The 21220-nt window shown below is 71.0% G+C and carries 22 protein-coding genes and 2 pseudogenes; 11 read left to right on the forward strand and 13 right to left on the reverse strand.

Annotation, left to right across the window (positions count from 1 at the left end; all coding sequences use genetic code 11):
- Positions 1 to 17: 17 nt before the first annotated feature.
- The 3 genes from ACIRHA_RS09385 to ACIRHA_RS09395 all read right to left on the reverse strand — a co-directional run bounded on the left by ACIRHA_RS09385 (position 18) and on the right by ACIRHA_RS09395 (position 3709).
- A complete protein-coding gene (locus ACIRHA_RS09385) occupies positions 18 to 803 on the reverse strand; it encodes an SAM-dependent methyltransferase (protein ID WP_403841924.1) in 786 nt (261 codons plus the stop codon).
- 111 nt (positions 804 to 914) lie between these two features.
- Positions 915 to 2471, reverse strand: coding sequence for a purine-cytosine permease family protein (locus tag ACIRHA_RS09390; RefSeq protein WP_403842216.1), 1557 nt, complete (start codon positions 2469 to 2471; stop codon positions 915 to 917).
- A 29-nt stretch (positions 2472 to 2500) separates the two neighbouring features.
- Positions 2501 to 3709 carry an ROK family protein gene (locus ACIRHA_RS09395; RefSeq protein WP_403841927.1) on the reverse strand — a complete coding sequence of 403 codons (1209 nt, stop codon included), beginning with the start codon at positions 3707 to 3709 and terminating at the stop codon, positions 2501 to 2503.
- Between the two features lie 297 nt (positions 3710 to 4006).
- Here ACIRHA_RS09395 and ACIRHA_RS09400 point away from each other — a divergent pair.
- Positions 4007 to 4419, forward strand: a pseudogene (locus ACIRHA_RS09400) (hypothetical protein); the annotation flags it as partial.
- Positions 4420 to 4459: 40 nt separating this feature from the next.
- The gene (locus ACIRHA_RS09405) at positions 4460 to 5662 is read left to right on the forward strand and encodes a Gfo/Idh/MocA family protein (RefSeq protein WP_403841930.1); all 1203 of its coding nucleotides are present in this window, start codon (positions 4460 to 4462) and stop codon (positions 5660 to 5662) included.
- 18 nt (positions 5663 to 5680) lie between these two features.
- On the opposite strand, the gene ACIRHA_RS09410 is transcribed toward ACIRHA_RS09405, so the two are convergent.
- From ACIRHA_RS09410 to ACIRHA_RS09425, 4 genes are all read right to left on the reverse strand, one after another.
- A complete protein-coding gene (locus ACIRHA_RS09410) occupies positions 5681 to 6424 on the reverse strand; it encodes a VOC family protein (protein ID WP_403841933.1) in 744 nt (247 codons plus the stop codon).
- A 406-nt stretch (positions 6425 to 6830) separates the two neighbouring features.
- Positions 6831 to 6977, reverse strand: a complete 147-nt coding sequence (locus tag ACIRHA_RS09415; RefSeq protein ID WP_403841936.1) for a hypothetical protein — start codon at positions 6975 to 6977, stop codon at positions 6831 to 6833.
- Positions 6978 to 6989: 12 nt separating this feature from the next.
- Positions 6990 to 7136 (reverse strand): hypothetical protein, encoded by a 147-nt coding sequence (locus ACIRHA_RS09420; protein ID WP_403841939.1) that lies wholly within the window; start codon positions 7134 to 7136, stop codon positions 6990 to 6992.
- A gap of 20 nt (positions 7137 to 7156) precedes the next feature.
- Positions 7157 to 7225 carry a twin-arginine translocation signal domain-containing protein gene (locus ACIRHA_RS09425; RefSeq protein WP_403842218.1) on the reverse strand — a complete coding sequence of 23 codons (69 nt, stop codon included), beginning with the start codon at positions 7223 to 7225 and terminating at the stop codon, positions 7157 to 7159.
- 405 nt (positions 7226 to 7630) lie between these two features.
- Here ACIRHA_RS09425 and ACIRHA_RS09430 point away from each other — a divergent pair, with 405 nt between their 5' ends.
- The 4 genes and pseudogenes from ACIRHA_RS09430 to ACIRHA_RS09445 all read left to right on the forward strand — a co-directional run bounded on the left by ACIRHA_RS09430 (position 7631) and on the right by ACIRHA_RS09445 (position 10982).
- On the forward strand, positions 7631 to 8047 hold the full coding sequence (locus ACIRHA_RS09430; protein WP_403841942.1) for a hypothetical protein: 417 nt from the start codon (positions 7631 to 7633) through the stop codon (positions 8045 to 8047).
- Between the two features lie 88 nt (positions 8048 to 8135).
- A pseudogene (locus ACIRHA_RS09435) lies at positions 8136 to 8660 on the forward strand (hypothetical protein); the annotation flags it as partial.
- A gap of 207 nt (positions 8661 to 8867) precedes the next feature.
- Positions 8868 to 9359, forward strand: a complete 492-nt coding sequence (locus ACIRHA_RS09440) for a hypothetical protein (protein WP_403841945.1) — start codon at positions 8868 to 8870, stop codon at positions 9357 to 9359.
- Between the two features lie 201 nt (positions 9360 to 9560).
- Complete coding sequence (locus ACIRHA_RS09445; RefSeq protein WP_403841946.1) at positions 9561 to 10982, forward strand: MFS transporter; 1422 nt, start codon at positions 9561 to 9563, stop codon at positions 10980 to 10982.
- 39 nt (positions 10983 to 11021) lie between these two features.
- Here ACIRHA_RS09445 and ACIRHA_RS09450 read toward each other — a convergent pair whose 3' ends face one another.
- Positions 11022 to 11336 (reverse strand): hypothetical protein, encoded by a 315-nt coding sequence (locus ACIRHA_RS09450; RefSeq protein WP_403841947.1) that lies wholly within the window; start codon positions 11334 to 11336, stop codon positions 11022 to 11024.
- Positions 11337 to 11524: 188 nt separating this feature from the next.
- On the opposite strand from ACIRHA_RS09450, the gene ACIRHA_RS09455 reads away from it, so the two are divergent.
- Complete coding sequence (locus ACIRHA_RS09455; protein WP_403841948.1) at positions 11525 to 12586, forward strand: DUF2993 domain-containing protein; 1062 nt, start codon at positions 11525 to 11527, stop codon at positions 12584 to 12586.
- A 21-nt stretch (positions 12587 to 12607) separates the two neighbouring features.
- Here the strand turns inward: ACIRHA_RS09455 and ACIRHA_RS09460 are convergent, their stop codons facing one another.
- The 5 genes from ACIRHA_RS09460 to ACIRHA_RS09480 all read right to left on the reverse strand — a co-directional run bounded on the left by ACIRHA_RS09460 (position 12608) and on the right by ACIRHA_RS09480 (position 15703).
- Positions 12608 to 13333, reverse strand: a complete 726-nt coding sequence (locus ACIRHA_RS09460; protein ID WP_403841951.1) for a dienelactone hydrolase family protein — start codon at positions 13331 to 13333, stop codon at positions 12608 to 12610.
- A 96-nt stretch (positions 13334 to 13429) separates the two neighbouring features.
- A complete protein-coding gene (locus ACIRHA_RS09465; RefSeq protein WP_403841954.1) occupies positions 13430 to 14062 on the reverse strand; it encodes a hypothetical protein in 633 nt (210 codons plus the stop codon).
- Between the two features lie 71 nt (positions 14063 to 14133).
- Positions 14134 to 14919 carry a rod shape-determining protein gene (locus ACIRHA_RS09470; protein ID WP_403842221.1) on the reverse strand — a complete coding sequence of 262 codons (786 nt, stop codon included), beginning with the start codon at positions 14917 to 14919 and terminating at the stop codon, positions 14134 to 14136.
- Entirely contained in the window at positions 14916 to 15287 is a 372-nt protein-coding gene (locus ACIRHA_RS09475; protein WP_403841957.1) for a TraR/DksA family transcriptional regulator, read from the reverse strand. Before ACIRHA_RS09475 ends, ACIRHA_RS09470 begins: the two co-directional genes overlap by 4 nt.
- A gap of 89 nt (positions 15288 to 15376) precedes the next feature.
- A complete protein-coding gene (locus ACIRHA_RS09480; protein ID WP_403841960.1) occupies positions 15377 to 15703 on the reverse strand; it encodes a TraR/DksA family transcriptional regulator in 327 nt (108 codons plus the stop codon).
- 474 nt (positions 15704 to 16177) lie between these two features.
- On the opposite strand from ACIRHA_RS09480, the gene ACIRHA_RS09485 reads away from it, so the two are divergent.
- The 4 genes from ACIRHA_RS09485 (at position 16178) to secD (ending at position 21212) form a co-directional block, all read left to right on the forward strand.
- Positions 16178 to 17131: a HAMP domain-containing sensor histidine kinase gene (locus ACIRHA_RS09485; protein WP_403841963.1), complete on the forward strand. Its 954-nt coding sequence runs from the start codon at positions 16178 to 16180 to the stop codon at positions 17129 to 17131.
- 209 nt (positions 17132 to 17340) lie between these two features.
- Entirely contained in the window at positions 17341 to 18012 is a 672-nt protein-coding gene (locus tag ACIRHA_RS09490; protein ID WP_403841965.1) for a response regulator, read from the forward strand.
- A 92-nt stretch (positions 18013 to 18104) separates the two neighbouring features.
- The gene (locus ACIRHA_RS09495) at positions 18105 to 18713 is read left to right on the forward strand and encodes a hypothetical protein (RefSeq protein WP_403841968.1); all 609 of its coding nucleotides are present in this window, start codon (positions 18105 to 18107) and stop codon (positions 18711 to 18713) included.
- Between the two features lie 123 nt (positions 18714 to 18836).
- A complete protein-coding gene (secD, locus tag ACIRHA_RS09500; protein WP_403842224.1) occupies positions 18837 to 21212 on the forward strand; it encodes a protein translocase subunit SecD in 2376 nt (791 codons plus the stop codon).
- The last annotated feature ends 8 nt before the right edge of the window (positions 21213 to 21220 follow it).

A 21220-nucleotide genomic window follows, 5' to 3' on the forward strand; every position in this document is an offset into this window, starting at 1 on the left:
TCAGCGCACCACGTGATCTACGGAACGCGGGCGACGCCGACATGGAACCCGCTCAGCTCCTCGGCGGGCGCGGGCCCCGACTTGTACCACTTGGTCGCCGTCACCAGCCCGGGCTCCACCAGTTCCAGACCCTCGAAGAACGGCTCGACCTCGGCCCGGGTGCGCATCCAGAGCGGAATCTCGCCCTTGCGGTAGGTCGTGGTCACCGACTTCACCAGATGCGGATGCTCGTCGGCGGTGCCGTGCGACAGCACCAGGTAGCTGCCGGACGGCAGCGCGTCGATGAGCGTCCGGGTGAGGCCGTAGGGGTCCTCGTCGTCGCCGATGAAGTGCATCAGCGCGATCATCGACAGGGCGACGGGACGGGAGAAGTCCAGGAACGTACGCGCGTGATCGAGGATCCGGCCGGGCCGGCGGACATCCGCCTGGATGTAGTCGGTGGCCCCCGCCGAGTGGCTCACCAGCAGGGCCTCCGCGTGCCGCAGCACGATCGGATCGTTGTCCGCGTAGGCGACCCGCGCCGACGGCACGATGCCCTGCACGATCTGGTGGAGGTTCGGCTCGGTCGGGATGCCCGTGCCGATGTCGAGGTACTGGTCGATACCGTCGCCTGCCAGCCATGCGGCGGCGCGGTGCATGAACGCGCGGTTGCGCAGGGCGTTCTGCCGCGCCTCAGGCGGCAGCTTCTGCGCCACCTCCTGGTCCACGGGGTAGTGGTCCTTGCCGCCCAGCAGCCAGTCGTAGACACGGGCCGGGTGCGGCCGGCTCGTGTCGATACGGTTCTCGGAGGACGGTGCCGACATGCGTGACTCCCGCGGGTAGGGGTTCGGGGATTATGTCATCGGCCGTGGCCCGGCACCCGGCCGCACCCCAACTGGTGTATACGGGCCACAGGTTGGGGCACAAACGTGCCGTCACATGGTGCCGTCCGGTGTCACCGTCGGAACATCCCCCGTAATCGGGGGCACCTCTGCGTCCGAAGCACGCACCAGACGCGGCCCGTCCGGTCCATACACCGCGCGCGGTTCCGGGAAGGCGAACAGCAGGGCCAGATAGACGACGGCGGCGAGGGCGAGGCCGACCGGGAGGGAGATGTCCGTGCCGCCCGCGAGCTTCCCGAGCGGGCCGACGAACTGCCCCGGCAGATTCGTGAACAGCAGCGCCAGGCACGCCGAGACCAGCCACGCCGTCAGTCCGCGCCAGTTCCAGCCGTGCGTGAACCAGTAACGCCCGCCCCGCTGGCGCCGGTTGAAGACCTGGAGGGCCTCCGCGTCGTACCAGCCGCGCCGGGTCACGTAGCCGAGAGCCATGACGATCATCCACGGCGCGGTGCACGTGATGATGAGCGTGGCGAACGTCGAGATCGACTGGGCGAGGTTCAGGGCGAACCGGCCGACGAAGATGAACGCGATCGACAGCGAACCGATGAAGACCGTCGCCTGCACCCGGCTGAAGCGGGGGAACACCGAGGAGAAGTCGAGGCCCGTGCCGTACAGCGCGGTCGTGCCCGTCGCCATCCCGCCGATCAGCGCGATCAGGCACAGGGGGAGGAAGTACCAGCCGGGGGAGACGGCAAGGAGTCCGCCCACGTAGTTCGGGGCCGCCGGGTCCAGGTATTTCCCCGCCTTCGCTGCGATCACCGAGGCGGTGGCGAGGCCGAACAGGAACGGCAGCAGCGTCGCGATCTGCGAGAGGAACGCGGCTGCCATGACCCGCCCGCGCGGCGTGGCCGCCGGAATGTAGCGCGACCAGTCACCGAGGAACGCGCCGAAGGACACCGGGTTGGACAGCACGATCAGCGCCGAGCCGATGAACGAAGGCCAGAACATCGGCGTCGACGTGGACGCGAACGAACCCGTGTAGCCGGGGTCGAAGTCCCGGGCGAAGGCGAACACACCGAGCACGAACAGCGCCGACGCGGCAAGCACCGCGATCTTGTTCACGAACAGCATGAACCGGAACCCGTACACGCACACCGTCAGGACGAGCCCCGCGAACACCGCGTACGCGACCCCGTACGAGACGTCCGACTCGGGCAGACCCGCCAGCCGGTGCGCCGCACCGATCAGCGCGTCGCCGGACGACCACACGGAGATCGAGAAGAACGCGATCGCCGTGAGCAGCGACAGGAACGAGCCGACGACGCGGCCGTGCACGCCGAGGTGGGCCGACGAGGACACCGCGTTGTTCGTGCCGTTGGCCGGGCCGAACACGGACATCGGCGCCAGCAGCAGCGCGCCCGCCACAAGACCAAGGACCGTCGCGGCGAGCCCCTGCCAGAAGGACAGGCCGAACAGAATCGGGAACGCGCCGAGCACACACGTGGCGAAGGTGTTCGCGCCGCCGAAGGCGAGACGGAACAGGTCGAGGGGACCGGCCGTGCGGTCCGCGTCGGGAATCCGCTCGACACCGTGGGTCTCAACCTCGGTGAGGCCGGGGGCTGTTGGGGCCTCGGGTGTCGCGTCGACCATGCGTACCGCCTCTTGGATCTTGCCGGACTTCATCGGGGAGACGGTATCCGTGGCTGCTCGGCGGCCTGGGGGCCGGGTCCCGATTCGCCGGCCCCCAGGACCAGGACCTGAATCGCAAGGACGGCCCCGCCGCGCGCCCAGTCGTGGAAGTCGGAGACCTTGGTCTCCAGATTCACCGGGTCGGCCCTTGGGTGGCGGTTCGCGCGGATCGCCTCCTCGATCACGGGCGCCGCCACATCGACGAGGCCGACCCCCTCGCCGGCGAGCAGGATCTTCTGCGGCATCGCGAAGTTCGCGATCTGCGCGACGAGCGTGCCGAGCGCGCGGGCCGCCTCGTCGACCACTCGGGCCGGGAGCGGCTCGCCCTCGACGGCGCGCGTGAGGATCCCCTCGTACGTGGCGTCCTCACCCGTGGCGGCCTGGACTTGGCGGCGGATGCCCGGGATCGTGAGGAGGGAGACGGCGCTGCCGCGCCGGCCGTCGGGGGACAGCGGACCGGACGGATCGACGATCCAGAAGCGGCCCACCCCGAGCCCGTCCTCGGCGGTCTCCACCCGCCGGCCCCCGCTGACCAGGCCGTACCCGAGCCCCGCACCGATCGTGAGCACGGCGAACCGGTCCAGGCCCCGGCCCGCCCCGAACCAGCGCTCGGCCTCGACGAGGGCGCTCACATCGTTGTCGACGACCGCGGGCAGCCCGGTGCGCTCGCGCACGAGCCGCCCGAGCGGCACGTCCCGCCAGCCGAGGAACGCCGACTCGTCGACGACCGAACGGTCCTGCGCGCGGCCACCGATCCCGATCCCGATCCCGCACAGCGAAGGAAACTCACGGGCGAACGCATCGGTCAACTCACCGATGGCCGCGACGACTTGATCCGGTTCACGACCCGCGAGGGGCGCGTCGCGGCAGGCCACGATGTCGCTCCTGAGCGTGGTGACGACGCCGTAGACCGTGTCCTCGGTGATCTTGAATCCGGCGAAGGCGCGGGACTCGGCCACGATGTCCAGGGGCCGGGAAGGACGGCCCTGACGGGACTCCGGGCGGCCAGGCCCTTCCGGTGCCTCGACCAGCAGACCCGACTCGATCAGCGGCTTGGTCAGCCGGGTGAGACTGCCCGCCGACAAGTCGAGGCGCCGCGCCAGCTCACTGCGCGACAACGGCCCACACGTGAGCACCTCCAACGCCACGGCGCGCTCGCCCGAACTGAGCGGCACCCAGGTGTCCGCCTTCGCGGTCATTGCCAACCCCTCTCCCCATTCCTTCTGTTGCAAAAGGAACGACGTCACTCTAAGTCGCAGCAACCCCTTTCAGGTAGTAGCTGCACGCATCTTGACGGTCCGAAAGTTCTGCCGCGAAAGTAACCAAGCCGAGGACGAGGCCGAACCCCAGACGAGGGAGCCGCGATGACCGTCGCCTCCAGCAGCCCGCCGAGACACCTTCCGCTCGCCGACGCCGCCCCGCCGGAAAAGAAACGCAAACGCCCCCTCGGGGACGGCGCGATCGCCGCACTCTTCATCGCCCCAGCCATGCTCGGCTTCCGCTACGGCGACAAGACCTTCCAGTCCACCATCGAGTGGTACTTCGGCCTCGTGAAGAAGGGATACAGGGCGCCCGCAACAAGGTGGGCGCCAAGAAATGGGTGGCGTACCTCGCATCCGACGCCTGCCAGAGGACGGTCGGCCGGTACGGCATCGTCTTCCCGGCGACACCGTCGGGGACCGACACGGCCGCTGCGGGCTACAAGAAGAAGGGCATCGGCACGTCGGCCTTCACCACCCCGTCGACGACCGGGGGGCACTACCGCACCTTCTCCTTCCCGGTCACCAGCCACGCCGCCGATGTGTACGCCTTCATGCACCCCGCCATGCAGGACGTCTTCGGCAACGGGGCGCCCGTGAGCCGCCTCGACGAGACCAACGACCAGATCAACCTCCTGCTCGACCAGTGAGACCAGTGACCACGCAGCACGTACCGAAAGGCATGCGCACATGACGTTCACCCTCGGCATCGTCGGCGCCGGACAGTTCGCCGGCGGCTTCGCCAAGCTGTTCCTCGCCCACCCGGGCGTCGACGCCGTCCACGTCACCGACCTGCTGCCGGAGCGAGCGGAGCAACTGGCCGCGAAAGAGGGCCTCGCCGGAACCTTCCCCTCGTACGAGGCGATGCTGGAGTCCCGTGACATCGACGCCGTCGCCATCTTCACGCAGCGCTGGACCCACGGCCCGCTCGTCCTGCAGGCCCTCGACGCGGGCAAGCACGTCTACTCGGCCGTCCCGATGGCCATCACACGCGACGAGATCGCCGCGATCATCGATGCGGTCCGCGAGACCGGCCTCACCTACATGATGGGCGAGACCAGCGAGTACAACCCGGCCACCGTGCACGCCCGCAACCAGATCGCCGACGGCGCCTTCGGACGGCTTTTCTACGCGGAGGGCGACTACGTCCACGACATGGATCTCGGCTTCTACGAGGCGTACCAGTACAGCGGCGGCGAACGCTGGAAGGAGACCGCCAGCTATCCGCCGCTGCTCTATCCGACCCACGCGGTCGGCGGCGTGCTCGGCGCGTGGCGGACCCACGCGGTCAGTGTCTCGGCGATCGGTGTGAAGGACGAGCGCGGCGACGGCGTCTTCGACACCGAGGTCAGCCAGTTCGGCAACGACATCTCGAATGCCACCGCACTCTTCGAGGTCGCAGGCGGCGGCTCGTTCCGTACGAACGAGTTCCGGCGGGTCGGCTACCCCTCGCACATCAGGGAGTCACGCTTCCGGTTCTTCGGCACCGACGCCAGCATGGAGCAGCTCGCCACGGTCAGCTTCTGGCAGGACAAGAAGGGTGTGCAGGACATCACCGAACTCCTCGAACCGAAGCCCTCGTTGAGCCCGGACGACCCGTCGCTCGAGAAGATCGCGCCCGCCCTGCGCGCCGCGTTCACCTCGGGCTCGGCCCCCGTCCACGACCGCTCTCGGCTGCCCCGCGTCTACGACGACATGCCCAACGGACACGAGGGCAGCCACCACTTCCTGGTGGACGACTTCGTCACCGCGGTCATCACCCGCACCCTGCCCTCGGTGAACGCGTGGGTGGCCGCGCGCTACACACTGCCGGGCATCGTCGCCCACGACTCGGCGCGCCAGGGCGGAACGCGCCTTCGGATCCCCGACTTCGGGGACGCGCCGGAAGCGTGAGGGAGGCCGGCCAGGGCTTCAGCCCCGCCCGAGGACGCAGAAGTCGTGCCCCTCGGGGTCGGTGAGACACGTCCACGGGACGTCGCCCTGGCCGAGGTCGATGTCGGTGGCGCCGAGGTTCTTCAGGCGGACGGCCTCCGCCTCCTTGTCGTCACCGGCGTACGGCAGCAGATCGAGGTGGATCCGGTCCTCCACCGTCTTGCCGTCGGACGAACGCAGGAACTCGAGATACGGCCCCACGCCCCGAGAGGAACGCAACACCGCCCGGTCGTCGGCCACTTCGTGCACCACCCAGTCCGTCGCCCCGCCCCAGAACCGGGCCATCCCCCGCGGATCCGCACAGTCGACCACCACGGCCGCGATCGGCCCGGTGTCCCGGTAGACCTCGCGGGGCTCCAGCACGCAGAACTCGTTGCCCTCCGGGTCGGCGAGTACGACCCACGGCACCGCACCCTGACCGACGTCGACGGGCGTGGCCCCGAGCGCCTTCAACCGCGCGACCGTCTCCGCCTGATGGGCGGCGGAGTTGGTCGCGAGATCGATGTGCACACGGTTCTTCGTCGCCGTCTTGGCGTGCGGAACGGTCACCACGTCGATGCACACGGCACTCGCATCCGGCCATACGAAGCCGCCCCCGGGTTCCACATTGGTCACCCCGGGCGCCTCACTGGACACACCCCATCCGAGGGCCTCCGCCCAGAACCGCCCGACGACGGCATCGTCAAGAGCCTTGATGTTCACCTGAACAGGTCGCAGAGCCATGCCGGAGACCCTATGCCCAGCGCCGTCACCGCCACCGCAGCCGGTTGCCTGTCGTGTGGTGGGCGAGGCCGGTGAGGGTGACCAGCAGGTCGAAATCGCCGAAGTAGAAGGGGAAATGAGTGCCCCAGTCGTTGCCCCCGGGGTAGTGGATCTCTGCCGAGTTCGCGCGATAGATGGGACTCGTGCCGTCGTCCGGCAGCGGGAACGGCTTCTCGACCAGGGCCGGCGGGGCCAGCGGGCGCGGCGGGGTGGCCCGGCATCATCACGGCGGCGGGGGAGAGCGCGGCGGCGCTCCAGTTGTCCTCCTCCGCCTTGCTGTCGCCGGGGGTGACGACGGCACCGTCGGTGCGGGTCATGTAGAGCTGGTGGCCGCTCGTGCCGACGAGGTGGATGTCGTCGCCCGTGGTCAGCCGGTCAGCCGGTCGGACTCCCAGGCCAGCATGGTCGGCACCCGGCCCCGCGCGGTGGCGTCGAGCGCGTCCCACGTCAGCCACCCGGCGAGCGCCGCGTAGAGCGCCCACAGTGCGGTCTGCCAGTCCCCGCCCCAACGCATCGCGGGATCGGACTAGTTGGCCCGGTGGCGGGCGGCGAGGGTGCGGACCAGGTTCCTGGTCCGGACGATGGCGTGGGCGGCGGACAGTGTCCGCTCGTCGTAGGTGCGGGTGGTCAGCGCGGTGGCGGTGGCCACGGCAGCCGGCGCGGGCAGCCGCACGGCCCACTCGTCGGTGCCCCTCAGGCAGCCCCGAGTGCGCCGGCGGCGCCCAGGAATCCTCGGCGGGACAGCGCGGGAACGGACGGCATACGGACACTCCCGTCTCAGATGACTCAGGACGGGTCTCCAGCCCGGCCGATCCGGCAGCGCCACCGAGACGGCACAAGGGTCTACACCACTTGTGCTCCGCGGCATGCCGGGTAGCGTGGGCACCCTCATCAGCAGGAACGCGACAAGGCCGCCCCATTGATCACGGTGAACCAGCGGCAGGAATCTGTGGCGGCAGGACGCTGAGGAGTCGCGCGAGCCACCCTCGAAACCGACGGTGACACAGGTGCGAGCACCGGACGCCTCGACGTGGGCATGATGGGGCCGGTGTGCCGGGGGAGCGGCGCAGGGCCGGCCTTCGGCATGCGTGGAGTGACGGCAAGGGGGTAGGCGCGCCGCCGGAGGCGCTGCGCGCAAGAGGCGCCTCGACGGCTGAAGGGACGGTTATGGGGCAGGCTCGGGTTCGGTTCCCTGTGCGCTGGGAGGACGGAGGTGTCCTGGTCGTTCAGGTTGTGGGCCGCTTCGATGCCGATGCCGCGGCGGAGCTGGGCGCGCTGATGGGGCGCCTGGACGCCACGGGCCAGTCCGGCCTCGTGGTCGACTTCCAGGACGCCGAACACTGCGGAGCCGACGGGGCACGGAAATTCGTCGAGGCGGGCCTGGCCATGGTGGCGGGCGGCGGCGCGCTGACCGTCGTGGCGGACACCGCCGAGCAGGCCGTACTGCGCGCCGCGGGAGCGGACCGCCTGCCCCTCGGCGTGCACGACGATGTCACCGCCGCCCTCAAGAAGTTCTCGGGCCGGTCGCCCGACACACTGGGGGACCGGGACGCGGACGCGGGATCGGGCTCCGCGCTGAGGTAGACGCGCCGCTCGGACGGCACCAGCACGAATGGGCCTGCAGCACCGTGCTGCCATGCCCCACCGTGGTGCCATGCGCCACAGTGGCGCCATGACAAACCCCGACGCCCGCTTCATTCCCGGCATCGAACTGTCCAGGGCCCTGTACGAAGAGGCGGTACGGCCGATCCTTCGCGAGGCCTTCCCCGGCCTGCGCCACGCGGCAGCCCGGATCGGCAGCGGATCCGAGGTACTCGGCTTCGACACGGCGCGTTCCGCGGACCACGAGTGGGGGCCGCGGCTGCAACTGTTCCTGACACCCGAGGACCGGGTCGAACACGGCGCGCGCATCCACGAGGTGCTGGCCCAGCGGCTGCCGAAGCATGTACGGGGCTGGCCCACACACTTCCAAGAGAGCGGGAACCCGCAGGACCCGGTGGGCCACATGCAAGCCACCGACGGCCCGGTCAACCACCGCGTCGACGTCCACACCGTGGACGACTGGGCGGCCGGAAACCTCGGGCTGCTTTCGGCCGACGCGGAACCGACTGTGAGCGAATGGCTGTCGATGCCCCAGCAGCGACTCGCCGAGACCACCGGCGGCACCGTGTTCCACGACGGGCCCGGCACCCTCACGCACCCGGCTCTGCGCGAACTGCCTCTCATGGGAGGCGTGGACCAGTGGTCGGACAGCACCGACCTGCTCCACCAGCCGCGGGCCGTGCGCGCTGCGACCGGTGCGAGCGCGGCGGATCGGAAATGGCACAGGAGCGGCGTGAACTGGTCCTGACGGAGCCGGGGGCCGCCGGGCACCATGGTCCGGTGGTCGGACGGGAGGGCCGTCGTGGGCGCGAGGGTGCGTGACGTGGTGCGGGACGTGGTCGCCGAGGTGGCGCCGGACGAGGTCCTGCTGCTGGACCGACTCGCGCGCCTGGACGAGGGGCGCGTCACCCGCCTCTTCGAGCGCCGAGTTCAAGACATGGACCCGCCCCTGGATCCGGACCTGCGCGCGGACTCGCACATGGACCCGCTCGAATGCGCTCACGTCGATGTCACCGCGCCCGTCACGCCGGTGGTGTGGCTCGCACTGGACGAGGCGGCCCGTCGCACCACCTGCCGGGCCGCCGACCGCCGCACGCCGCTCCTGCGCCACCTGCTCGGCCGTCCGCCCCAGCCCCCTCCCGTGATCCCGTCCCTCACCGCGGCCCAACTCGACGTCGTACGCCACCTGGTACGCGACCACGCTCGCTCGGCGCTACTCGGGGAGGACGCGGCGACAGCGCTCGCGGACGCGGTGACCTCCCGGCTGGCCCTGGAGCTGACGGACGCGGGCTGACGCCGTCCGACGGGGCCCGGACGTGGTTCTGGGGCGGTGTGTCCCCCGTGTGCCTCGCCCCGCCGACGCCGTGACCCGTCCGGCCCGTTGAGATCCCGCGAACTACAGGCATGCCACCGCCACTTCGGGGCACGTGCGTCCTACACCTAACTGGGTGACCGGCCCGGCCCGGCCACCGCACAGGGAAAGGACCACGCCGTCTTGACTTCTCAAGCCGCGCATCCAGTCGAGGGGTTCTCCCGCCCCACAGGCAGCAACCGCGACCCACGCCGCTTCCTGTGGCGGCTGACCGCAGCCACCGGTGGCGGCATGTTCATCGACGGGTTCGTGTTCGCCTCCGTCGCCTCCGCACTGGCAGGCAGCGCGATGTCCCGCGAGATCGGCGTCACCCTCACCTGGGCCACCCTGATCTCGTCGTCGACCCTCGTCGGCACCTTCTTCGGCGGTCTCTTCCTCGGCTATCTGACCGACAGGGTCGGCCGCCGCCCGATGTTCACGATCGACCTGTCGGTGTTCCTGGCCGGCGCGGTGCTCATGCTGTTCGTGACCGCTCCCTGGCAGGTCATGGTCCTCGGCCTGGTGATGGGACTCGCGGTGGGCGCCGACTACTCGATCGGCTCCCCACTGCTCGCCGAATTCGCGCCGCGCGCACGGCGCGGCAACTATCTCGGTGTCCTCGAAATCCTGTGGAACGTCGGCTACGTGGTCGCATACCTCATCGGCTACCTGATCAACAGCCACTGGCCGTCCGCCTGGAACATCACGCTCGCCGCGAGCGCCGTCCCCGCGGTGATCTGCCTCATGCTGCGGCACGGACTGCCGGAGTCCCCGCGCTGGCTGATGTCAAAGGGCCGCCGCGAGGAGGCACTTGAGGTCCTGACCCACTCCTTCGGCGCCACCGGGACCCGTACCCGTACCCTCGACACCGACACGGCCGACATCCAGGCCGAGCGAGCCGAGGACACGCGCTACTCGATGCTCTTCTCCCCGGACTACATCCTGCGCACCGTCTTCGTGTGCACGTTCTGGATATGCATCGTGCTGCCGTACTTCGCCCTGACGTTCTTCCAGCCGACCGTCCTCACCGCGATCGGCATGGGCGAATCGGCGCTGGCCGGGGCGCTGCTCGGAACGATCGTCGCGCTCGTCGGAGCCGTCACCGGATGGTTCCTGGTCGACAGGGTGGGCCGCCGCAAGATCCTGGTCTGGCCGATGTTCGGCTGCGCGCTCGCCCTCTTCCTGGTCGCCCTCGGCCACCGCCTGCCACTGTGGGCGGGCACCACCTGCTTCTTCGGCTACCTCTTCTCGTACGGGATCATGAGCATCCTGCCGGGCGTCTACCCCGAAGAGGTCTTCCCCACCGCCATCCGCACCTCGGGCGTGGGCCTCGCCTCCGCCGCGAGCAGGATCGGCGCGGCCGTCGGCACCTTCCTGCTGCCCCTCGGCCTGGAACACCTGGGCCTGGGCTGGTGCATGGCAGGGATGGGTGTGGTCTCCCTGATCGGCGGCGTGACCGCGCTCGCCTGGGCCCCGGAGACGAACGGCCGCCTGCTCACGGACACCGGCCACCGCACACAGCGCGGCCGCCGCCTCGTCGCGCCCGCGCCGGCGGGGCAGGGATAGCGGCGGTCGGGCTTGACCCGGTCGCGTACGGCGAAGGTGTCAGGACCGGGTGAGGGTGTAGGAGAGCTGGTAGTTGGCGCCGTCCTTGGTGAAGTTCAGGATGCCGCTGCCTTCCTCCGACAGGGTGTGCGAACCCAGGAAGTCGCTGCCGTCGCCCGGTAGGCCGTCGGTTTCGTGGAGTGTGATGGTGACGTCGCCGTCGAAGGCGTGGTACTCGTCGATGGCGTGTTTCTGGCCCTCACGCATGCTCGGGAGCAGGATGTTCGCCCCGTTTACTGCGAGTTGGGGATCGTCGTGGCGGAGCCAGTCCTCGGTCTCGATGCACTTGAGCGTCTTCAGGTGGAGGTTGGCCATGGTTCTGCTCCCCGTTCTTGCGGTCGAGTTTTCCGTCGGCTGGTCGGCCGTACTCCGGCAGGTAAGCATCGTGAACTGCGGGCCTTCGTGCCGAGCGCGGGTCCGATACGCAATCTTCACGGGTGCGGCACGGGTCCCGGCGCCGGGACTTGGGTGTGAGCGCGGTCGTGTGTTCGGATGAGGCGGTGATGGAGAACGACCCTTCCGAAGACCCCATATCGGCCCCGGACACGACCCCCGATGGCCGTTACCCGACGGCCGACGAGGCGGGTGCCCCCACGGACCGCAAGGCCCGCAGGGCGCGACGGCGTGCGGCGCGCAAGGTGCTGCGCTCTCCCGCTCGTACGACGGCGAAGGTGACGGCGCCCCTGGTCGTGGTGCTCGCGTTTTTCGCGCTGGGGGACCGCTGGGCGGTGCTCTACGCGGAGAACATGGCGGCCAAGAAGGTGCAGGAATCGCTGAAGCTGCACGCCGAACCCGAGGTGCACATCGACAGCTTCCCCTTCCTTGGCCAGGTGGTCATGGGCCACATCGACCACGTGGAGGTCAACGTGCCCCACGTGCCCGCGGGCCCCGTCTCGGTCGCGCAGGTGAAGGGCTCGGTCGACGACATCCGCATCGTCGGCAGCCTCCCGTCCTCCGTCAAGGGTGCCGTCCTGAGCAAGGTCCGCGGCGACGTGTTCCTGTCCTTCGCCGACCTCAACCGTGAAGTCGGCGCATCCCAGGTGAAGTTCGCCCCCGGCAAGCAGAGCAACACGGTGCAGGCCAAGGGCGATCTCCCGGTGGCCGGCAAGCAGGCGAGGATCCGGGGCCGCGCACACCTGGAGCGGACCGGGGAGCGGGGTCTGGCGCTGTCCGTGGAGGACACCCGGATCGTGGTGCCGGGCCTGCTCACCTACACCCCTGGCCAGGGCGGCGGCCTGCAACTGGCCGCACCCACCATCGGCAAGATGGACCGACACGAGACCGAACGGGCCACGGGGCAGCCGCTCTTGCCGGGCAACCCGATGAAGGGCGGCGCCCTGGAGGCGCTGGCCGACCACCCTGCGCTGCTCAAGCCCGCGGGTATCGACGTGTCACTGATCGAGGGCCTGCGGAAGCTGCGGGAACCGAAGGTCGCCCAGAAGATGGAGTTCTCGGCCCAGCTGCCCAAGGACATGCCCGGCGACCTGCGCCTGCGCGACATCACCGTCACGAACGACGGCATCCGCGCCCAACTGTCGGGCAAGGACGTCCCGTTGGGCACCTGACACACTCTGGGGCCGACCGGATCACTCCGGCACGGGCAGGCACTCGGCGAGCAGGCCGACGATGTCGCGCCAGGCTCGCCGCGCGTGCAGTGGGTGGTAGCCGACGCCGGGGACCATGGGGTGGTCGACCGGCGGGTGGTGGAAGGCGTGCAAGGCGCCGCCGTAGACCGCGATGCGCCAGTCGACGCCCGCAGCCTGCATCTCGGCGGCGAACGCCTCCCGTTGAGTGGGCGACATGATCGGGTCTTGCGACCCGACACCGGCCCACACGGGGCAGCGAATGCGTGCCGCCTCGCCCGCCCGTCCCGTTGTCAGCGCGTTGACCGTACCGATCGCCCGCAAGTCGACGCCGTCGCGCCCGAGTTCCAGCGCGATCGCGCCCCCGGTGCCGTAGCCGACCGCCGCAATCCGGTCGACGTCGGTCCGCGGCTCCGCGCGCAGCACCCCGAGTGCCGCGTGGCCGATGCCGCGCATCCTGTCGGGGTCGGCGAGCAGCGGCATGCAACGGGCCAACATCTCCTCGGGGTTGCCCAAATAGCGCCCGCCGTGGATGTCAAAGGCCAGCGCCACGTACCCAAGTTCGGCCAGCGCATCGGCCCGGTGTCGCTCGACGTCGCTGAGCCCCGTCCCTTCGGGCCCGATCAGGACCGCGGGCCGGCGGTCGTCGCCGGCGGGGAGCGCGAGGTGCCCGGTCATGGTGAGGGAATCGGCTGGGTACTCGACCGTACGTGTGGTAACCGTCGTCATGAGGCTGAACCGTAGTGACCGTCCGGCGAGGCCGGACCGGTGTTCACCACTGGCGGACGGTGACCACAGCGATCAAGGGTTCCGGGGCACGGCTGCTCAGAGGTGTGTGTTCCAGTGCGGTGCGGTGCGGGCCCAGGCCGCGTCCCACTGGGCGAGGTTGTGGCGGTTGATGAGTCGGCCGGCGGCGGCGTGGGCCGCGAGGCCGGTGAGAGGGACGGCGAGGAAGGCGAGCAGCGCCCAGCCCATGGCGTGGTTGCGGATCTGGTCCGTGCTCAAAGGGGGCTGGGTGAGCTTGCCCTCGGCGTCGGTCCACACCAGGACGGTGCGGCCGGCCGGCAGTCCTGGTTCGACATCGGCCCTCCCGGTCCGTGTGTCGCCGTACGGATCGACGTAGCGGACGGGGACCGGGTAGCGGGCCTCCTTCGCTTCGGCCGATCCCGGTTCGGGGTGGCGGGGCGCGTCCTGGGTGAGAGTGGCGGGGTGCTGGGTACGGGTGCGTGCTTCGTCCTCGGCGGTGCTGCGGTAATGGCGGTGGGCGCTGTCACCGGCCGCGAACATGGCGGTCGGTGCGGTGGTCAGTACGGCGAGTGCGAGGGCGAGTGTGACCCATGCCTGCAGCCGGTCGCTGGGCCGTCGCAGCGGGTTGCGCCGCCACCGCCACAGACCGAGGTGGTGTGCGGGGCCGGGCTTGGCGGGTGGTGGCTGGGCCGAGGGAATCTCGCCGGCCATGGTGCCTCCTTCCGGGCGGCGGTTGCGGCTGTCCGGGGTGTGCGGTGTGCGGTGTGCGCCGGGGCGCGTGGTCAGCGCGGCGGGTCCGGTGGGTCGGTGTGTGCGGCTTTCAGGAGTTCGGCGGCGCCGCGGACAGCGGCGGTGTGCGGCGCGGGGACAGGACGCAGCGGCACGTGCAGCCGGTCGGCGAGGCCATGGATGATCTCGGGGTGCAGCGCGCCTCCGCCCGCCAGCAGAGGGCCCCGGGCCAGCGCGTCGAGGGTCAGCGAGGTGCGGTCCTGGCGCAGCATCGCGGTCGTCATGTCGGCCAGGGCCTCGCCGATCCGTGCGGGGTGGGTGGTCTGGTCGCGGGTGTCCTCGGTGCCCAGCGCGGTGCGGCGTGCGTCGTGGACGGCGCCGTCGACCAGGAGAACCACCTCGGTGAGGTGCGCGCCGATGTCGATGACGAGCAGGGGCCGGGACAGGTCGGCGCCCGCCGCGTGGGCGATGGCGCGCGCGGTGGGGATGGTCAGTACGCGGCGCGGGCGCAGGATCTGGACGGCGGTGCGGGCCTGGGAGCGGTAGGCGACCCCGTCGAGGACCGGTGTGGTCACCACGATCAGGGGGCGGGCGAAGCGGGGCAGCCGGTGGCTCAGCAGCCGCTCGAGCATCCGCGCGGTGCCGGGAGCGTCGACGATGGTGCCGCGCTGGACGGGGTGGGTGGCCCCGGTGCCGGGAAAGGTCACCGTCGGCACGTCCAGGACGAGCCCGCGCCCGGGGGCCCAGGCGCGGGTACGGGCGCTGCCCAGGTCGAGGGCGATGCCGCTGCTCCGCCGGCGCAGCGGCCAGGGGCGGTGCCGGGGCTGGAGCAGGCTCATCGGCCGGCCGCCGGTGTCAGTTGGCACAGGGCGCAGTAGCGGGCCTGCGGCACGATCCTCAGGCGGTCGCGGTCGATGGCGTGCCGACAGCGGTGGCAGGTGCCGTACCGGTCCTCGGAAATGCGGTCGAGGGCTGCTTCCACGTCGGCGAGCACCATGCGTGCGCAGGCCGCGAGTGTCTCTTGGACTTCCGTGCGGGCGGCGGAGTGCCGCTGGGACGGCCGGCCCGTGCGGGATGCGGCTGCCGTGATCTGTCGCAGCTGGTCCTCGCGAAAGCGGCGCTGTTCGTGAAGGTTGTCCCGCAGCGCCGCGAGATCCTCGGGCGACAGATGTGTGTTGCGGTCGACGATGGTCTGGTGGTTCACCACTTCACCCCTTGGGCCAGGGCGGGAGGGACAGGGGGCTGAGGGGACTGGGCAGCGGGGACGCTGACGGGGCCGGGGAGCGTGACGGCCCGTCAGGTCGTGGCGCGGCGGCGGCAGGTGACGCAGTACCGGGTGTACGGGAGGATTTCCAGACGCTCTTCGGGAACGGGAGCCCCGCAGCCCTGGCAGGCTCCATAGGTGCCGTCCTCGATGCGGACGAGGGCGGCGTCGATCTCCTTGAGCGTCTGCTCGACCGCGGTCTTCTGTGCGGGCGCCAACTGGTCGTCGGCGTGGCCGTCCTGGGTGAGTGCCTGGAGTTGGGCGAGGTTGGTCCGGTGGGCGTGTTCGAGGCGCCGGCGCGCTTCGTGAGCGGCGGGCCGTTCGGGGCGGGATTCGGTGGGGGAGGCGTCGAGCGACACGGCGGGGCCCCTTTGCCTTGGAGGGTGTGCGGGTGTGCGGGGCATGCAGGTGTGCAGGGCATTCGGATACGTGGGCATGTGGGCATGTGGGCATGTGGATACGTGGGTATGCCGAGTGCCGGGCCGTCGGGGCCCGGTCACCGTCCACTCTGCTCGAGAGGCGGGGGCGAACCCATCGGGCGTGGGCCCCATTTCCTCGGGACACGGGCTCCATGCCGGGCCGCCCGCACAGGTGCGGGGAGTTGTCCGGCCGGCCGCCGGGGTCCGGGCGGTGTGCGGGGGCGTATGGGTAGTGCGTACCCCGGAATGTGGGGGCGCGGCCCCATGGTCCGGTCGGGCCCGCATGCGGCAGGCTGGCCGGATGCTCGGCCGCTCACCTGGACCGCAGTTGCCACCGAGGGCGCGCGATGACCGACAGTAGAGCCGTACACGGTCGTTCATGGTCGTTTCGTCGCTGAAGGAGGCGTACTCGCGGTGTCCCTGTTCTGGCGGGTCTTCGGGCTCAATGCGGTGGTGCTGGGGCTGGCCACGGCGCTGCTGCTGTGGGCTCCGGTGACGGTTTCAGTGCCGATCCTGCTGACCGAGGCAGTCGTCCTGCTGGTCGGCATGGGCGTGATGCTGGTGGCCAACGGGGCGTTGCTGCGCTGGGGGCTGGCGCCGCTGGCCCGGGTCACCGCGCTGATGACCACGGTGGATCTGCTGCGCCCCGGTCAGCGGCTGCCGGTGTCGGGCGGTGGTGAGGTCCCGGAACTGATCCGGACGTTCAATGCCATGCTCGAGCGCCTGGAGAGTGAGCGGGCTGTGAGCAGTGCCCGTGTGTTGTTGGCGCAGGAGGCCGAACGGCGCCGGATCGCTCAGGAGTTGCACGACGAGGTGGGGCAGAGCATGACCGCGGTGCTGCTGGTGTTGGGGCGGGCCGCGGATGACGCGGACGGGCCGCTGCGCGAGGAACTCCACCAGGCCCAGGAGATCACCCGGGGGAGCCTGGACGAGGTCCGCCGTCTGGTGCGCCGACTGCGGCCCGGTGTCCTGGACGATCTCGGCCTGGTCAGCGCACTGTCCTCGCTCACGCAGGACTTCGCCACGCACACGGGGCTGCGGGTGGTGCGTCGGTTCGACGCCGATCTTCCCGCGCTGGATCATGAGGGGGAGTTGGCGTTGTACCGGGTGGCGCAGGAAAGCCTGACCAATGCCGCCCGCCACGCCGGCGCCGAGCGCCTGGAGGTGGCCCTGCAGTGCGCGGACGGCGCGGTGACGCTCACCGTCACCGACGACGGTCGCGGTATCGAGGAGGTGCACGAGGGCGCGGGTATCCGGGGCATGCGCGAGCGGGCGCTGCTCATCGGGGCCCGTCTCGACATCACGTCCACCGTCGGTTCCGGCACCCGTGTCCGGCTCACCGCCCCTCTTCCCAGGAAGCAGTCCTGATCATGCCCGACCCGTCCCGACCCACCCCGTCCGAGCATCCGACGGCCCGGCCGCCGGCTCCCGCAGCGCCGGCCATATCTGCGACGTCTGCGACGTCTGCGCCACCCGTGGTATCTGCGGTATCTGCGGGGCCCGGTACGTCCGATGTGTGCACGGCATCCGATGCGTCCGGCGGGTCACCGGCATCCGTCGCCTCGGTCGCGTCCGCCATGTCTGCGGTCCCGAAGCCTGCGTCGGCGATCCGTATCCTGCTCGCCGACGACCATGCCCTGGTACGCCGCGGGGTGCGTCTCATCCTGGACCGGGAGCCGGACCTCGAGGTGGTCGCGGAGGCGGGGGACGGTGCGGAGGCCATCGAGATGGCGCGCGCCCAGGAGGTGGACCTTGCCGTTCTGGACATTTCGATGCCGCGGCTGACGGGTCTGCAGGCGGCGCGCGAACTGGCCGCGCTGAAACCGGGATTGCGGATCCTGATGCTGACGATGCACGACAACGAGCAGTACCTGTTCCAGGCGTTGAAGTCCGGGGCCTGCGGGTATGTCCTGAAGTCGGTCGCAGACCGGGACCTGGTCGCCGCCTGCCGGGCCGCGATGCGTGACGAGCCGTTCCTGTACCCCGGGGCGGTGACGGCGCTCATCCGCAACTACCTGGACCGGGTCCGGCACGGCGAGGAGGCCGCGGGGGACCTTTTGACGCCGCGTGAGGAGGAGGTCCTCAAGCTGGTCGCCGAGGGCCACTCCTCCAAGGCGATCGCCGAGATCCTCTTCATCAGTATCAAGACGGTTCACCGGCACCGGGCCAACCTCCTGCAAAAGCTCGGCCTGCACGACCGCCTGGAGCTGACCCGGTACGCCATCCGGGCCGGACTCATCGAACCCTGACGGGCAACGGGCCCTGCCTGACCCGCTGTCATCGGGCCCCCCACGGCACGGCGCACAAAGCCAGCGAGACGGAACGGAGAGGGGGACGGCACATGCGCTCGACATCCGGCGGCCACGTCCCCTCCGCCATCGGCCGCAGTCGGTTCGCGATGCTGCTCACCGTGCTGGTGGCGGTCGTGCTGCCACTGTTCCTGGCGGCTCCCGTGTCCGGCGCGTACGTCGGGGGCGGTACCTCGCCCGGGGCGGGAGCCCCGGCCGGCGTGTACCCCGGCGCGGCGCACGCGCGGGCGGCAGCGGCTGTTCACGTGGTGTCCGTCGGCTCTCATCCGGCTGTGGTCGCGGATTCCGTGTCCGCCGACCCGCGTCCGGATGTGGCCGGCCACTCGGCTCCCGACGCGATCGCGGCCCCCGGTGCCGTACCGAGCGTCGACGCCCAGCAGGCCACCGACCGGGATCCGGTGTTGGGTCCGTATGCGGTTGACGGCTGTACCGCCTGTGTGGTCCAGCAGCGGGCCCGGCCCGATCACCCGGCCGGACGTTCCTTCGTCCCGGACCACCAGGGGGTGCTGACGGGGTGCGACCCGGGCACCGCCACGGCTGCCTTCGGCCGGGATACGGCGGGTCCCGGCCCGGTGCCGGCGTCTTCGGGGCGTACGCATCATGACAACAACCGGGCGCCTCCCGCCTCCTGCGGTGTCTGAGTCACACCCGACCCGCACCGCACTCTCACCCCCTTCTCTTCTGTCATTTTCTTGCGCGGCGGCCGCGGTCGGCCGCCGCTGCGGTGTGTCTGCTGGAGGCCCGTGTTGTCCCGCTTTCGACCCCTGTCACGTCCCCGTACCGGTTCCCGCCCGCGCCCGCGTGCTCGTTCGCGTGCCCTGACCGTCCGCGCGTGCGTCGCGCTCGCCGTGCTGGCCGCGGCGCTGGCCATCGCCCTGACCACGCCGGTCCGTCTCGGACTCGATCTGCGCGGCGGCACCCAGATCGTGCTGGAGACCCGGTCCACCGCCACGACCCGGGCGGACCGGGAGACGACGGATCGCACCCTGGAGGTGCTGCGCGGCCGCATCGACGCCCTCGGCCTCGCCGAACCGAGCATCGTGCGCTCCGGCGACAAGCGCATCGTCGTCGAACTGCCGGGTGTGCAGGCCCCGGAGAAGGCCGCCGCCGTGCTGGGCCGCACCGCGCAGCTCACCGTCCACCCGGTCCTGCCCGAGGCCAAGCCCCCCAACACGCCCCCACACAAGCCGCAGACCCCCTCCGGCGCCGGCCCCTCCCCGGCATCGGGCGCCGATGGCGCCTCGGTGCTGCCGGACGAGTCCGGCCGGCATCTGCGTCTGGCGCCCACCGCGCTGACCGGTCAGGACGTCAAGGGGGCCGAGGCCCGGTTCGATCAGCAGGGCGGGGCCGGCTGGCACGTCGGCGTCGACTTCAAGGACACCGGCAGCAGCCGCTGGCGGCACGTGACCGGCGAGGCCGCCTGCCACGCGCACGGCGATGTCCAGCGCCGGGTCGCCATCGTCCTCGACAACAAGATCATCTCATCGCCGCAGGTCGACCCGTCCGTCTCCTGCCGTACGGGGATCACCGGCGGCTCCACGCAGATCACCGGTTCCTTCGACGACACGCAAGCCCGCGAACTGGCCCTGCTGATCACGGGCGGCGCCCTGCCGGTCCCGGTCGAGACCGTCGAGCAGCGCACGATCGGCGCCACCCTGGGCGAGGAGGCCATCGCCTCCGCCGCGCAGGCCGCGGTGATCGGAACGGTGCTGACGGCGTTGTTCATCACGGTCGTCTACCGCCTGATGGGGGCTCTGGCGGCCCTCGCCCTGCTCTGTTACGGCCTGGTCTCCTACGCCGCGCTGGCCGCGCTCGGCGCCACCCTGACGCTGCCGGGCCTGGCCGGATTCGTCCTGGCGATCGGCATGGCCGTCGACGCCAATGTCCTCGTCTTCGAGCGGGCCCGAGAAGAGCGGGCCGCCCGCCCCCGGGCCAGTACCCGGTCCGCGCTGAAGGCGGGCTTCCGCGGCGCCTTCAGCGCGATCGCCGACTCCAACATCACCACCTTGATCGCCGCTGGCCTGCTGTTCTTCCTGGCCTCCGGCCCCGTCAAGGGTTTCGGCATCACGCTGGGGATCGGCGTCCTGGCCTCCATGTTCAGCGCTCTGGTCATCACCCGGGCGCTGGCCGAACTCGCCGCGAACCGCCCGGCGGTGCGCCTGCGCCCGCACCTCACCGGCATCGCCGGCGCCGGCCCGGTCCGCTCCGCGCTGCTGCGCCGCGACCCGTTCCTGATGCGGCGTCCGCGCCGCTGGATTGCGGTGTCACTGCTCGCCGTCCTGGCGGCGGGCTCCGGCATCCTGGTACGCGGGGTGGACCTGGGTATCGAGTTCACCGGCGGCCGCCTCATCGAGTACGCCACCGCCACCCCGGTCGACCCGGAGCGGGCCCGTACGGCGCTGGCCGAATCCGGTTTTCCCCGCGCCGTCGTCCAGTCCTCCTCCGGGGGCGGCCTGACGGTGCGCACCCAGCAGCTCACCGGCGCCGGGACAGCCGCCGTCACCGACACCGTCGCGGGCCTGGGCGGCGAGACCCGCACGCTGCGCGACGAACGGATCGGCCCCAGCCTGGGCAGGGAACTGCGCCAGGGCGCCCTGCTCGCCCTCGGCCTGGCCATGACCGCACAACTCCTCTACCTCGCGGCCCGGTTCCGCCCGCTGCTGGCCGGCGCCGCGGTCACGGCCCTGGCGCACGATGTGGTCATCCTGGTGGGGGTGTTCGCCTGGCTGGGCAAGCCGCTCGACGGCGTGTTCCTGGCCGCCCTGCTGACCGTGATCGGCTACTCGGTCAACGACTCGGTCGTCCTCTTCGACCGCATCCGCGAACTGTCCGCCAACCGGCGCGGGGCCCCGTTCGGGCGTGTCACCAACGATGCGATCCTGCAGACGTTGCCGCGCACGGTGAACACGGGCATGGGCGCGGTGTTCATCCTGGCCTCGCTGGCGGTCCTGGCGGGGGACCCACTGGCCGACTTCGCGCTGGCCCTGCTGGTCGGTGTGTGCGTCGGCACGTACTCCTCCCTGTTCACGGCCTCCCCGCTGGCCATAGCCGCGCATGCGCGCCGGGGCCGCGGGATTGGGGACACCGGCCCGGCCGGGAGGACGGCGGATCGGGCACCGCGCAGCACACCACGGCGATAGCAGCGCCC

This window comes from Streptomyces sp. NPDC102360 (assembly GCF_044766085.1).
Classification (GTDB): domain Bacteria; phylum Actinomycetota; class Actinomycetes; order Streptomycetales; family Streptomycetaceae; genus Streptomyces.